Annotated in this window: 11 protein-coding genes; 8 read left to right on the forward strand and 3 right to left on the reverse strand. The window is 25.8% G+C overall.

What is annotated here, in order from left to right; translation table 11 throughout:
• Positions 1-97 precede the first annotated feature (97 nt).
• The 8 genes from ACRC8M_RS13335 to ACRC8M_RS13370 all read left to right on the forward strand — a co-directional run bounded on the left by ACRC8M_RS13335 (position 98) and on the right by ACRC8M_RS13370 (position 7009).
• Positions 98-652: a CD3073 family putative ECF transporter S component gene (locus tag ACRC8M_RS13335; protein ID WP_438529583.1), complete on the forward strand. Its 555-nt coding sequence runs from the start codon at positions 98-100 to the stop codon at positions 650-652.
• A 2-nt stretch (positions 653-654) separates the two neighbouring features.
• A complete protein-coding gene (locus tag ACRC8M_RS13340) occupies positions 655-1179 on the forward strand; it encodes a CD3072 family TudS-related putative desulfidase (RefSeq protein ID WP_438529584.1) in 525 nt (174 codons plus the stop codon).
• The gene (locus ACRC8M_RS13345) at positions 1172-1984 is read left to right on the forward strand and encodes an energy-coupling factor ABC transporter ATP-binding protein (protein ID WP_438529585.1); all 813 of its coding nucleotides are present in this window, start codon (positions 1172-1174) and stop codon (positions 1982-1984) included. Before ACRC8M_RS13340 ends, ACRC8M_RS13345 begins: the two co-directional genes overlap by 8 nt.
• Positions 1969-2769: an energy-coupling factor ABC transporter ATP-binding protein gene (locus ACRC8M_RS13350; RefSeq protein ID WP_438529586.1), complete on the forward strand. Its 801-nt coding sequence runs from the start codon at positions 1969-1971 to the stop codon at positions 2767-2769. Before ACRC8M_RS13345 ends, ACRC8M_RS13350 begins: the two co-directional genes overlap by 16 nt.
• Complete coding sequence (locus tag ACRC8M_RS13355; protein ID WP_438529587.1) at positions 2750-3466, forward strand: energy-coupling factor transporter transmembrane component T; 717 nt, start codon at positions 2750-2752, stop codon at positions 3464-3466. Before ACRC8M_RS13350 ends, ACRC8M_RS13355 begins: the two co-directional genes overlap by 20 nt.
• A gap of 366 nt (positions 3467-3832) precedes the next feature.
• Positions 3833-5230 (forward strand): tryptophanase, encoded by a 1398-nt coding sequence (locus tag ACRC8M_RS13360; RefSeq protein WP_438529588.1) that lies wholly within the window; start codon positions 3833-3835, stop codon positions 5228-5230.
• A 21-nt stretch (positions 5231-5251) separates the two neighbouring features.
• Complete coding sequence (locus ACRC8M_RS13365; protein ID WP_438529589.1) at positions 5252-6601, forward strand: sodium-dependent transporter; 1350 nt, start codon at positions 5252-5254, stop codon at positions 6599-6601.
• A 99-nt stretch (positions 6602-6700) separates the two neighbouring features.
• A complete protein-coding gene (locus tag ACRC8M_RS13370) occupies positions 6701-7009 on the forward strand; it encodes a hypothetical protein (RefSeq protein ID WP_256692195.1) in 309 nt (102 codons plus the stop codon).
• A 525-nt stretch (positions 7010-7534) separates the two neighbouring features.
• Here the strand turns inward: ACRC8M_RS13370 and ACRC8M_RS13375 are convergent.
• From ACRC8M_RS13375 to ACRC8M_RS13385, 3 genes are read right to left on the reverse strand one after another with little or no spacing between them, the layout of a single operon-like run.
• Positions 7535-8311, reverse strand: coding sequence for a hypothetical protein (locus ACRC8M_RS13375; protein ID WP_438529590.1), 777 nt, complete (start codon positions 8309-8311; stop codon positions 7535-7537).
• Between the two features lie 18 nt (positions 8312-8329).
• Positions 8330-10180, reverse strand: coding sequence for a hypothetical protein (locus tag ACRC8M_RS13380; RefSeq protein WP_438529591.1), 1851 nt, complete (start codon positions 10178-10180; stop codon positions 8330-8332).
• Positions 10173-14282 carry a hypothetical protein gene (locus ACRC8M_RS13385; RefSeq protein ID WP_438529592.1) on the reverse strand — a complete coding sequence of 1370 codons (4110 nt, stop codon included), beginning with the start codon at positions 14280-14282 and terminating at the stop codon, positions 10173-10175. The genes ACRC8M_RS13380 and ACRC8M_RS13385 overlap by 8 nt, the downstream gene beginning before the upstream one ends.
• Between the last annotated feature and the right edge of the window lie 32 nt (positions 14283-14314).

Raw genomic sequence — 14314 nt, forward strand, 5'->3', positions numbered from 1 at the left:
TTTAGGTTAAAAGTTATAAAAAAGTTCCTAAATAAACGGAAATTATTATAAAAAATGTATTAAGATTAGTTTAAGTGAAAACTAAAAGAGAGGAAAAATGAACAAAAATACTTTATCAATAACAATATCAGCATTAGGAGTAGGACTTAATATTATACTCGCAACATTAGCTAAAACTTTTAATATACCTTTTTTATTTTTAGACACAATAGGAACTATACTTTCTGGAGCTTTGCTGGGACCATTTTTCGGAGGTATTACAGGTTTAATTACAAACGTAATAACAGCTATGGTAAATAATCCTGTAGAGCTTCCATTTGCTATAGTAAATATGATGATAGGAATAGTTGTTGGAATTATTTCAAAAAAATTTAGATTTACAATAAAAACAGCAGTTTTAACAGGAATTTTATTAGCAATTCTAGCTCCTTTAATCGGGACACCAATAGCTGTATCATTATTTGGTGGATTAGCAGGAGGTTCAATGGATATATTGACAGGATGGCTAGCAAAAAGTGGACAAAAGATATTTACAGCAGCTTTTATTCCTAGAATAATGTCAAATTTAATTGATAAAATTGCTTCATGTGTAGTAGTGGCAATGATTATAAATAAACTTCCTAATAATTTATTAAACAAGATAAGAGGGTAGTCATGGAAAGAGGAAAAAACATTATTGTTGTATCTCATTGTATTTTAAATCAAAATTGTGTAGTAAAACCTTATGCAAAAAAACAGGATAAATTTTTAAATTTTATAAAAAATTTTATTTTAAATAATTGTGGAATTATTCAACTTCCATGTCCAGAATTATCTATTTTAGGTTTAAAAAGATGGGGACATGTAAAAGATCAGTTGGAATACCCTAATTTTAAAGATGAATGTAAAGCATTATTATATCCTATTATAAATCAAATAGAAATGTATATTGAGTGTGGTTATAAAATAAATGGGATATATGGAATACAAGGTAGTCCAAGTTGTGGTGTTAATAAAACTTGCAGAGGCGATTGGGAAGGTGAAGCAAGTTGTTATAAAAATTTAGATGATATTTTAAAAAGAGTTCATTTAGTTTCTGAAAAGGGAGTTTTTATGGAAATTTTACAAGAGCTTTTAAAAGAAAAAAATATAGAAATAAATTTTTATGACATTGATGATTGGAGTGAAGAGATTGATTAAATTAGAGTCAATACAATTTTCTTACGATCAAAAAATTATATTCCAAGATTTTTCTATAAATTTTGAAAAAGGAAAATTCTATACTTTATTAGGGAAAAATGGTTCTGGAAAAAGTACTTTAATAAAATTAATTTTAGGTATAGAAAAAGTAAGTCAAGGAAATATATATATAGATAATTTAAATATAAGAGAAAGTCTTTTTCAATGTAGAAAAAATATAGGAATAGTATTTCAAAATCCTGATGAACAACTTGTAACTGATATTGTAGAGGAAGAACTTGCTTTTTCGATGGAAAATTATGGATATAGTTCAGATTTCATGAAAAGAAAAGTAGAAAAATTATTGAAAGAAATAGATTTTTTCGAAAAAAAGAATGAAAAGATATCTAAATTATCAGGTGGAGAAAAACAAAGAGTTTGTATAGCATCCTCTTTAGTTTTAGATCCTAAAATTTTAATATTGGATGAGGGGACATCAATGCTAGATCCAGAAAATAGAAAAATAATATTAGGTATATTAAGAAAATTAAGTAATAAGGGGATGACAGTAATTTTGGTAACTCATCATTTAAATGAAATAAAATTTTGTGATGAAGTTATTTATCTTGAAAAAAACAAAATCAATTTTAATGGGCCTAAAAGGCTTTTTATGAGCTTTCTTGTAAAAAACGAAATAGACCAAGGCATAGAGCTGCCACCCATGTTTAAAGTCGCTAGAAGCATTTATTTAAGAACTAAAAAGGATGTTTCAGAAGATATTTTTAACTTGAATAAAATGGGGGAGCATTTATGGAAATCTCTTTAAAAAAAGTTAACTCAGGATATGATGAGATAATTTTGGAAAACTTCAATATGGAAATAGAAGAAGGTTCATGGACATTTATAATAGGAAAAACAGGTAGTGGCAAATCAACACTTTTACAAACTATAGGATTTTTATTGAATAATATTCAAGGAGAAATCTTATGGAAAGGGACTAATTTATCTAATTCTCTAAATTTAAAAAAATTTAGAGAAGCTATGGGATATATGTTTCAATATACTGAGAAACAATTTTTTAATAATACAATCAAAGAAGAGATTGAGTACTTTTTAATTAAGAAAAAAGTATCTAGAGAAGAAATTGATAGGAATGTAAATGAAGTTTTAAAACTTTTGAAACTTTCTGATGAAATTTTAAATAAATCTCCATATGAAATAAGTGGGGGTCAAAAAAGGTTAGTCGCATTAGCATCAATTTTAGTCACTTCTCCTAAATTATTATTATTAGATGAACCCACTGCAGGATTAGATTTAGAAAATAAAAAATTATTTTTTGATATCTTAAAACAATTGAAAAATAAAGGAGTTACAATTATACAAATATCTCATTTATTAGAGGATGTTTTAGAATATGGGGATAAAGTTTTTTTATTAGAAAATAAAAAAATTATAAATAAAGGAGTTCCTTTAAAAGTTCTAGAGAAATCTGACTTAGAATTTATAGAATTTTGTAAAATTATTAATAAATTTGGAATAGGAACAGAAAATATGAAAAACATAGATGAATTATTAGAGAGGATTGAGATAAATGCTAAAGAAAGATTTTGATCCTCGAATAGTATTTTATACAACTATAAGTTATATTATAGCAATTGGTTTTGCAAATAAGTATTATCAGATAATTATAATTTTACCATTTGTATTTTATCAAATGAAATTATTTTCAACTGATTTAAATAAATTAAAACGAATATTTAAATATTCAATAGGACTTCTACTATCAATGATATTTGTAAATTTACTTTTAATGAATAAAAATATAGAATATGTCTTTCTTTCTACTTTTAGACTTTTAACAATTATTTTATTAGTTACCTCTATGGTTTCTAAAATGGAGATTAGAGAGATTGGATTTGTAATAGAGAAGATGTTATCACCTTTAAAAATATTTAAAGTTCCAGTTGACTCAATAGGAGTTATAACAGCCTTGGCATTTAAATTTATTCCAATGTTAGAAGAAGAAAGCAAAAGAATAATAATAGCTCAAAAAGCAAGAGGCATTGATTATAAATTGATGAATCTGAAAGAAAAAATTAGCAATATCTTAACACTGTTTTTTCCAGTAGTTATTTGTGGAATACAAAATGCAGTAAATTTAGCAATATCTATGGAAGTTAGAGGATATGGAAATGGGATTAAAAGAACTAGATTAAAAGATTATAAGTTAGAAAAAAATGATTATTTTTATCTTTTCTTTAGTTTAATAGTTTCTATTTTATTTATTATATTTTGTTTGTTTGCTTAGAATAAAAAAGCTAAGGTAATTCTATAAAATGGATCCTATAGGGTGGACACGTAAAGAAAGTGAGTCTGTCTTATAGGGTCCATTTTACATTTTCCAAAGAACTTTTTTATATTACCACACACATTCTAAGGAACCAATTTTTAAAATTTTTTGTTTTTCGATCTCTAAAATTAACTTTTTAAAGCTGTCAAAAATAAAAAATTAAAAATATCTTATTAAAATAAAGATGGAACTTTATTTGACAAAATGAATTTTAATGGGGTATATAGAGTTACTAAGAATTTGAATAAAATTCTAAAAAGGAAATACCGTCCGCCTATCTGAAAACAGATGACCGGGGTAGACTAAAGACGGAGGTATAACTTTATGGCTATCAAGTATGTTCCAGAACCATTTAGAATTAAAATGGTTGAAACAATTAAAATGACTACACCAGAAGAGAGAGAAGAAAAAATTAAAGAGGCTAATTATAATCTTTTTAATTTAAGAGGAGAGGATGTTTACATTGATTTATTAACAGATTCAGGAACTAATGCAATGAGTCAAGATCAATGGGCAGGGGTAATGAGAGGTGATGAAGCATATGCAGGAGCTTCAAGTTATTTTAAATTAGTAAATACTGCTAAGGATGTTTTTGGATATGAATTTATTCAACCAGTGCATCAAGGAAGGGCAGCAGAAAAAGTGTTATTTCCAACTTTTTTAAAGTCGGGCCAATATGCAATTTCAAATATGTTTTTTGATACAACAAGGGCACATGTTATCCTAGCAGGAGCAAGACCGTTAGATTGTGTAGTTCCAGAGGCAAAAGATCCAGGTAAAAGATCTAAATTTAAAGGAAATATGGATGTTGAAAAAATGGAAAAATTAATACAAGAGTATGGTCCAGAAAAAATAGGGTTAGTAGTATTGACTATTACAAATAACTCTGCTGGTGGGCAGCCTGTTTCAATGAAAAATGCTAGAGAAGTCGCAGCTATTTGTAAAAAATATAATATACCATTGAATATAGATGCAGCACGTTATGCAGAAAATGCATATTTTATAAAAAGAGATGAGCCTGAATGTGCAAATATGTCGATAAAAGATATAATAAAAGAGATGTTTTCTTACGCAGATTTCTTCACTATGTCAGCAAAAAAAGATACAATAGTTAATATGGGAGGACTAATAGGAGTAAAGAATGCTGCGGAAAATGCAGATATGATCTTAAAAATAAAAGCAAATTGTATAAGTTTTGAAGGATTTACAACTTATGGAGGACTTTCGGGAAGAGATTTAGAAGCACTGGCTATAGGATTATTAGAAGGAATCGATGAAAACTTTTTAAGATATAGAATTGGGCAGATGGAGTATTTAGCTTCTCGTCTTGATGATGCAGGAATAATATATCAATCTCCAGTTGGTGGACATGGTGTATTTGTAGATGCTTCAAAAATTTTCCCAAATATACCATTCAATGAGTTTCCAGGGCAAGTCTTAGCTATAGAACTTTATAAAGAAGCTGGAATTAGAAGTTGTGATATAGGCTCTTACATGTTAGGAAATGACCCAGATACAAATGAACAATTAGAAGCAGATTTTGAATTTACAAGACTTGCTATTCCTAGGAGAGTTTATACACAAGCTCATCTAGATGTAATAGCAGATGCTTTAATAGCGATAAAAGAGAGAGCTCATGAAATCACAAGAGGATACAAAATAACTTGGGAACCACCGATATTAAGACACTTCCAAGCTTCCCTAGAGATTATAGAAGATTAAAAAATAGTCTAGGGAGGGTTAATGGAAGATATAAAGAATAGTGTAGAAACGGTTTTAATAGATGATAATAATAGAGATGGTTTTAAATCAAGATTTGGATTTATTTTAGCTTGTATTGGTTCAGCAGTTGGAATGGGAAATATTTGGATGTTTCCATATAGAGTTGGGCAATTTGGAGGAGCAGCATTTCTTATTCCGTATTTTACATTTGTTCTTTTAATAGGATTTACAGGAGTAATCGGTGAAATGACATTAGGGCGTTCTATGGGAACTGGCCCACTTGGAGCTTTTGAAAAAGCTTTCAAACAAAGAGGACTAAAAGGAGGAACAATAATAGGATTAATACCTGTTATAGGATCATTGGCTATAGCCATAGGATATGCTGTAGTTGTTGGTTGGATATTAAGGTATTGTGTTGCCTCTCTTTCAGGAGCAATTATTGAATCACAGCCAGGACCTTACTTTGGGGCTTTAGCTTCAAATTTTGGGAGTGTATCTTGGCATATAGCAGGTTTATTACTAACTTTTTCATTAATGGCTATGGGAATAGCAGGAGGAATCGAAAAAGTAAATAAAATATTGATGCCAGCATTTTTTGGATTATTTTTATTTTTAGCTATTAGAATATATATGTTACCAGGGGCGGAACAAGGTTATAGCTACTTATTTAATCCAAATTGGTCAGCACTTAAAGATATTAGAACTTGGGTTTTTGCTTTAGGACAAGCATTTTTTTCGTTATCTTTAGCTGGATCAGGAACTATTGTATATGGAAGTTATTTAAGTAAAAATGAAGATATAGTTAATTCAGCTCTAAATGTTTCTTTCTTTGATACATGTGCGGCAATGTTGGCTGCACTTGTAGTTATTCCAGCAGTATTTGCTTATGGACTTGAGCCTGGGGCAGGTCCAGGTCTTATGTTTGTTACTCTTCCTACAGTATTTCAAAATATGCCTGGTGGACAAATAATTGCTATAGTATTTTTTATAGCAGTGTTATTTGCAGGAGTAACTTCTCTTATGAATTTATTTGAAACTCCTGTTGAAGCTTTGCAAAGTCGTTTGGGATTATCAAGATTAAAATCTATTGGAATTGTTGCTGTAGTTTCATTTACGGTTGGAGTTTTTCTTGAAGGAGATGGATTATCTCCATGGATGGATTTTGTTTCAATATATATAATTCCATTAGGTGCACTTTTAGCAGGACTTGTAATCTATTGGATTTGTAAATCTGGATTTGCAAGAGAGCAAGTACAAATTGGAAGAGAAAAAAAAGTTGGAGCTTGGTTTGAACCAGTAACAAAATATCTATTTTGTGGAATTGCAATAATAGTTTATATTGTGGGAATTCTTTATGGAGGAATAGGATAAAGCAATATTTAAATCTAATAAAAGGTTGTAGGAATGAAAATTTCTGCAACTTTTTTTGTTAAGATGGTATAATATAAAAAAATAAATTGGAGGAAAACTGTGGAGAATAAAATTTTAAATGATAAAGTAAAAGAAAAAAGATTTGAATTGATATTAAGAATATTTGATAAAATTGATTTTCAAAGAATTGAAATTCCTGAAGAATATAGTGAAGATACTTTTTTTGATTTTTTAAAATGGAAAATAGGGACAAGTATATCCTTTAGATATGATAAACAATTAAATTTTATATATAGTCAAAAAAATGAAGGTTTACAGGAAAAGCTACTAAAAAATTTAGAATATGATTTTAGACAGGAACAGTTTGAAATTTTGTCAAATATCTATTTTGAATTCGGAAAAAAATAGAGGTAACAAAGAATCTTTACAATAAAAAAAGTTATAAAAAAGGAGTGATGATATGTAACTTCAAGAATGTAAAGAGTTAGTAGAGGTTGCTCTAGAAAAAAGAGAAGCCGAGTCACCTATAACCAGATTTAGTACAATTGTACTAATGGTTATATTAGATGTAAAAACTCAAGAAATTATAAAGTTGTATTGAAATTATTTTATATAAATAGGTTGTATCTATGTATTAATCGGGAGTGTAGCAAATTTAGTGTAAATTTATTTCTTAGCTATCAAACTTTAAATGTTCAAAAAGGTTATCTTAGATTAGGTACTCCAAGGTACTTGTTGCTAAGATAGCTTTTTTATTTCAAATATTTCTCTAAACGACTCTCATATTCGATTGATAAGATTCTTAAGATTCCTTCCCAACCTCTTACTTTTTGATTCCATTTTTTCATAAGATTTTTTCTAGATATAAAAAAACCTACTTAGTTATTAATCTAATTATACAAATTAATAGCTAAGAAGGTAAAATATATGTATTTAATTTTTTTGCAATTTATAATAAACTTGGGAAAATCTCGTATTTTTATTTTGATTATACAAATTTAAATACTTTAAAGGAGCCCCTTTTCTAAGTCGATAGTTATTATATTTTTTATCATTTGAAATATTATCGAGATTAAATATTTTTTTTACAGCTTTTTTATGAACTACGGTGATAATTTGTTTTCCTTGAACGATGTATTTTAATTTATTTATCTCATAGTTTCCATTTTTAAGGGCCTTTTCTTTCAGCTCATCAGGAACCATCTCTTTTTTTATAGATTCCATATCGATACCTTTAACCCTTTCAAGATACCTTAGAATAGCATGCTCTGTTATTTTAATAACAGCTTTTTCATTGGGATGTTCAAGATTCCAATTTTGAACTTCCTCTCTAAGTTCAGGAGAGTAAATAATGCGATTGTAAGTTAGGTGACTATTATAGTCTAACTTATTTAAAAGAAATTTTTTAATACTTTCTTTTTCTAAAATTTTTGATTTAAGTGTTATTATATTAGTTTCAAGGACAGTTAAATTTTTTTCTTTATTCAAAATATTAATATAATATTGGATATTAAATTTTGAGTCTAAAAATTTAATTAATTTTTTAAAGAACCTATGTTTGGAAGAACTATTACATTTAAAAATTTCATTTCTTATTTTTTCAAGACTTTTTTCTACTCCTATTAATTGTAGTTGTAAGTTAATTATAGTTGAATTAACCTCTTTTACTTTTGATTCATAGCTTATATATTTTTTTATATTTTTAGTCATTGATTGCTCCTTTTAATATTAAAGTTCAGATGTTAATTTAAAAATAAAAGGATAGGAACTCATTCTAGAAGGAGTTGAATGATAAATAAAGTTTAAAGTTTCTCCAATAAGTTCATATTCTTTAGAGGTAACTTTAGATTTACTAATAACTCTTTTAATATTTGGCGAAAATGTTAATGTCCCTTTGATACCAGTTTTATGAAATGAATAATACATGTTATCCTTTTCATTTATCCAAATTCCAATAGAGTATTTTAAAAATCCAGATTTAGATCTACTAATTGATTTAAAACCACTTTGAATATTAGAAATATACGCTTCTTTAAATTTATTTGTATCAAAATAAGGCCTAAGGTTAGTATTTTCAATTAAAATAGTTTTATCATTAATAATTAGAATTTTAATCTCTTCACTTCTGCTATTAATATATTTTATATTATTTTCATCTAAGATTTTAAAAAAATTTCTGCTTAAATCATTATTTTCCCATTCATAACAACTATCAATTGAAATTTTCCCATTATCATGAATAAGTATATTTTTAATTTTACCATTTTTTAAATGATAGCCACCCATTCCAGAAAAAATATGATAAAGTTTATGAAGTTTACTAATATCTCTATTTTTTATTTGTTCCTTGATAAAAAGTTCATCTAGAGATCTTTTAACAGCGATATTTATGGCTGTATCTTCTAAATTATTTATACAGATACCTTGGCTAATTATATTTGACTTTTCTTTAATAAGTTTATATCCATCAATTTCTAACTCTTCAGAATTAGAAGAGTTTAAAATAAAAAGATTCCAATCATCATTTTCAATAAGATTATTAAAAGGGATAACTCCTCTATCTATAATTTTTAAGTTTGGATAAATTTCATTGGAAATGCAATTTTTTATAATTTTAACATCAGAATTAGATCTATGTTCAAGAGTAGATTTACCTTTTAAAATATCTTCAACTCTGTATAAATTAATTGTTTGAGTATGCATTTTTAGATTTTTTTGAAAGAAATTCATAGTACTTTTAGGTTTAAAGTTTTTATAATTTGAAAGAGTAATAAATTCAACTTTTATATACTCTGATAGGTATTTATTAAACGAATTTTTTAATATTGTAAAAAAATATGAACGAAGTTTTGAAATTTTATTTATATCTTCAGTTAAAAAAATGGTTTTATGATCTTTAGTAAATGGATTTCCTTTAATAAAATGTCCATTTTTATCAGGAATCATAAGTCTAGTAATAGGATCAAAATTTATTCTCTCCCTAGCTTTAAAGATTTTTGTATTTTTGAAGGCATTTTTAAAATATTTTTCATCACTAAAAGTAACTTGATTTAAATTAATCTCATAGTAATTAGAATACTTAGATTTATTTATACCTACTTCTATAAATTTAAAGATGCTTTTTGATTTATCTGTATGAAGAAAAAAATATAAAGCATTAATATCTATAAATTTTATATCCTCATCAGAATTTTCTACTTTAAATTTACTATAAGGAAGCTGTCTAGAAAATAGCTTTAAAAGATAAAGCTCATCTAAACCTTTCAAAGACTTTATACTTTCACATAAATTTTGAGGTATTGATAAAACTAAATTAAGAAGTTGAGCTTTTTCTAAATTTAACTTTTTATTACCCAAAACAAAAAGTTCACATTTATTTGTATTGTAATAATAACTTCTAATATTTGCTATATTCTTGATAACTTTAAAAAGTTTAGCATTAAAATTTCCATAACCATCTATTTTTAATAAAGAGTCATTTATTTTTACTTTAAAAATATTAAAATTTTCTATAATATTTTTATAGTTAATATCTATTATTTTAAGTTCTCCACTATTGTAATAATTATTTTTACTCATTTCTATCTCCTCCTTCAAGTAGCTTTACTAATTTATATAGAACATCATGATTAATCTCTAATTTATCTTTATCTTCTTTTGAATAGTTTATAACTCCAGAAACTACAATAACCTCCGAATTTTCAAAGTTTTCGCTGGGAGTAAGTTCTCCATCTTTAGTCAATGTAGTTTTATAATATGAAAAAGATTGTAAATTATTTTCAGAGCTAGGACTAATTAAATTTATAATAAATAATTTATTATGAAAGTTTATATATTTAGATTTAATTTGAACTCTATTTGTAATCTCTTTTGCTAACAAATCTCTGTACTTAAATTTATCTAAGTTAAAGTTTTTATAGTCAATATAATGTCCAGAAGAGGTTATGTCATCAAAAATTTCAACTAATCCTTTTGATACAATAGTTTCACTTGATTTAAATTGTAAAGTATAATTTTCTAAAAGTCTTCGTATAATAAGCTCTCCTAATTTACCTTTAAATATAGCTTGATAGATATACGGTAGAATAATAGAGTAATTTTCATCAAAATTTCCAACTTTTTCATTTAATAAAGATTTAAGTTCATCAACTTCTTTTAAAAGGCTTAAACGACACTCATCTTTAGAAACAGAGTGTGTACTTGTTTTAGAGAAGTCAAGAGAAAGCAAACTATTTTCCTCATTAAAGATTGCTAAATACCCAGAAATCTTATCTTTATAATCAAAGTAGGCTAAATGATTTTCACTATACTCTTTTGTTGGGTATTTTAAAATATGAGCTCTAAAATTTTCATATTTTTCATAGAGTTCTTTTAGATTTTGAATAGCTTTAGAATCTAGATTTTCTTTAGGATGTATGATTAAATTGTTATATTCTTGTATTTTTTCTAAAAATTGACTATCAAAATAGTTTTGTATAATTTTATTCTTTCTTTCTAGCATAGAATTTAGATTTTTTGTATGTTGATTAGTTAAGGAGAAGTTGCTTTCTAATTGCTGTTTTATAAATTTAAAATCTTGAACTGTATCTCTTCCATTTAAATTAAATTGACTTAGAACCTTAGCGGCATCAAGATCTAAATATATATTTCTTTTTATACATCTAACTTTTGTACGATTACAACGGCCTATTGCTTGAATAATCCAAGAACTAGCATTTTCTACATAGTCATTAGAGGATTTATAAAATTTAGTAAAAATTTTCTTACTAAAAGAGTTAAGAAGACGTGCACTTGTTTTTTCACAGATAATTTTACTTTCTTCCAACATATTTACATAATAAAGTAAAGTTAGTTTATCTTGATTAAAGCTTTCATCAAATTCAGCTAAATTAGTTTTATTTTCTATAGCAATTTCATCTATATCTTTCATATTAAGATTAAATTCGTAATATTTTCTAGCTTTATTATCAATTTTAACAAGTTTTTTAGAATGAGGTTTACCTTCATATTCAAATTTAATATTTACTCCTACTCCAGCACTTTGTAATGAGCTAAAAATAATAACTTTTTTATTCATAAATTTTAGATTTGTTAAAAGTTCACTATTTTTATCTGCTAGAGATTTTTCTAGTTCTGCTGAATTAAAACTTTTAAACCAAATTTCTTTTTTTAATTTTTTTCCAATAGCAATAGCAATTTTTTCTAATGTACCAATTGCAGAGAAGCGATTAGATAAAAATAGTAAGCTAGAAGTTGTGTTATCTAAAATAAAATTAAGAAATACTAAAGCTCCATAAAAAATATAATCTTCTGAGTATTTAAAAAGAATAGCATCTCCTTCACTATCTATAAGATTGGTAATGAGTTCTAAAATTTCTAGATACTCTTTTTCCTTTAACTTTTTCTTTATATTTTCAAATCCTTTTAATTTATTGAAGCTCCAAATATCATCTTCTGAATACACATTAAGAGTTCTTTCAACTTTATTTTCAAAACTATTAATAAAATTTAGTTCTTCTCTTAAAATAGCTTTCTCCTCAGAATTAAGTTCAATAAAATCTGTTTTTAAAAATCGTTTTAACCAACTTAAATCAAAATTTCCAATAATTGTATCACTACATGCAGTAGCTGAAATTCCATAGAGAAGATTATTTTGACAAATGAGCAAAAGTAAAGACTCAGGAGTCATAAACATATGATAATAGTTTAGAATTGCTCTATTATTATAATCCCATTCTGTATTTGCTTCATGTATATTAATATATTTACATCCATTTAAACGAACGCCGTATGTTAAGTTTTGAGAGATATTTTTTACTTGATAAGAATAAAAATCATTATACTCTTTAAAGATATCTTTATTAATATTATCATCAAAAAAGAAATGATTAATAACCTCTTGTAATGTTACGTCACTAGAAGCTTCACTACATTCATCAAGTCTAATATTAAAAGCTTTAAATAAATTATATAGTTCATCATGTGAGTGTTTATAAAGATCCTCTATAGTAGAAGAAAGTTCTAAATCTGAAATAGTGGGATTTATAGTCCAATATCTATTAGACTTATTTAAATATAACTTAGAACCATCTTTAAGAATAAAATCCTCTTTCTTTTGAAAAAGATCAATACTTTGAATTCCATCCAACTGAAAATATTTAGAGGTAGTGGAGTACTTTTCCCTTAATTCATTTCCAGATTTTATATAATTAGAAACTAAAGATTTTAAACTACTTATTTTTTCAGATGAAAGATGGTGTTCTTTTTCTAATTCTTCAATAATTAGTTCAAAACAATTATTATCTTTTCTTGAAAAACTATTAAATCTATTATTAAATTTTTCAATAATGCCATTTACATGAAGAGTTTTGTTCTCTTTGATATATTTTAAAAAATTAGATTTAGCACTATCTATTTCATCTATAATAATAAGATTATCCTTTTGATTATAAAAGTATTCATTTTTTATTCCAGTAAAATAACCATAAAGAAACTTATCAGTAGTCATAATATAAATTTTTTTATTTCGATTTTCAGGTATAATCATAGGGAAAAGTGTTACATAAAAATTAGGAATTTTAGTATTTTGTAATTTTTCTAATTCAACTTTATCTGAAATATGATTAGATTTTTTTAAATGTTCAACTTTTTTTAGATAATGAATTAAATAATCTTTAAGTATATTTATGCTTTCAGAAGTGTACCCATAAAAATCAAAATTGGAGTTTTGATTTACTTGGGTCAAGCAGTAGCTAATAATTTTTTTTACTTTCTCTAATTTTAAGGTATTACTGTTTAGCAAGGTAAAAAATTTTTCGTTGTGATTTAGAGAATGTAGAATCTCTTTAAATACTATGCCCTCTTTTAAAATATCTGTTCTCGAAAGAATATTGATAATATTTGTATTTAGATTTTCACAATTTCTTTCTTTAAGTCTTGATAGAATACCTTTTCTGATGCTGTTTATATTTATTTTATTATTGGTAAGAATAATAATTTTTTTACTTGCTGTATTTTCATCAGTCATATAACTTTCTAAAATTGTGGCACAAAATTTTTCCAATTGGTATGTTTTACCATTTCCAGTAGGGTGTTGAAGAGGTAAAAAACCTTTATTTTTAGAGTAGTTATTAAAAAAAATCTTTTCAAGAGAGTCAATTCTATAATTTTTTTCTTTTTTTATAGAATTATTTTTTTGAGATTCAATAGAATCGTTAATAAAACTAGTAAATTTTAAAGGAGCTTCAAGATTAAATATATCCTTAGAATTTATTGACATATTAATCGAAGATTTTTTTCTTAAAAGTTCTAAATATAAGTTCAAATCATCTATTCTTGAAATGAAATCTGGTTTTGAATCTTGCTTTAATATATACTCTATAGTCTTGTTTATTAAATTACCATTTTTAAAAATTAGATTCTCAGCCTCTTTAATAGTTTGAATCGTAGTTGGATTTGTATATCTACTACGACAGAAATTAAAAATAAAATATTTTTTAATATCATCTAAAGAGAGCCATTTAATATTATGCTCATCAATCATTCGAAATTCCATAGATAAGTAATTTTTTTTAATTTTTCCACCACTACCCAAAGTTTTTTCTCCTCGTAAGCGCATAAATATTTCTGAGCCAATATTTGTGATAATACAAAATTCTTTTAAAGCCATTCCACTAGTCATAAAAAACCTCCTCATAATAAATTAAGTTATAT

Origin of the sequence: Cetobacterium sp. (assembly GCF_051653945.1) — a bacterium.
GTDB lineage: Bacteria > Fusobacteriota > Fusobacteriia > Fusobacteriales > Fusobacteriaceae > Cetobacterium_A.

Excerpts from the sequence above, each read along its gene's own strand:
- ACRC8M_RS13335 (WP_438529583.1), top strand. The coding sequence starts at position 98 with ATGAACAAAAATACTTTATCAATAACAATATCAGCATTAGGAGTAGGA.
- ACRC8M_RS13340 (WP_438529584.1), top strand. The coding sequence starts at position 655 with ATGGAAAGAGGAAAAAACATTATTGTTGTATCTCATTGTATTTTAAAT.
- ACRC8M_RS13350 (WP_438529586.1), top strand. The coding sequence starts at position 1,969 with ATGGAAATCTCTTTAAAAAAAGTTAACTCAGGATATGATGAGATAATT.
- ACRC8M_RS13355 (WP_438529587.1), top strand. The coding sequence starts at position 2,750 with ATGCTAAAGAAAGATTTTGATCCTCGAATAGTATTTTATACAACTATA.
- ACRC8M_RS13360 (WP_438529588.1), top strand. The coding sequence starts at position 3,833 with ATGGCTATCAAGTATGTTCCAGAACCATTTAGAATTAAAATGGTTGAA.
- ACRC8M_RS13365 (WP_438529589.1), top strand. The coding sequence starts at position 5,252 with ATGGAAGATATAAAGAATAGTGTAGAAACGGTTTTAATAGATGATAAT.
- ACRC8M_RS13375 (WP_438529590.1), bottom strand. The coding sequence starts at position 8,311 with ATGACTAAAAATATAAAAAAATATATAAGCTATGAATCAAAAGTAAAA.
- ACRC8M_RS13380 (WP_438529591.1), bottom strand. The coding sequence starts at position 10,180 with ATGAGTAAAAATAATTATTACAATAGTGGAGAACTTAAAATAATAGAT.
- ACRC8M_RS13385 (WP_438529592.1), bottom strand. The coding sequence starts at position 14,282 with ATGACTAGTGGAATGGCTTTAAAAGAATTTTGTATTATCACAAATATT.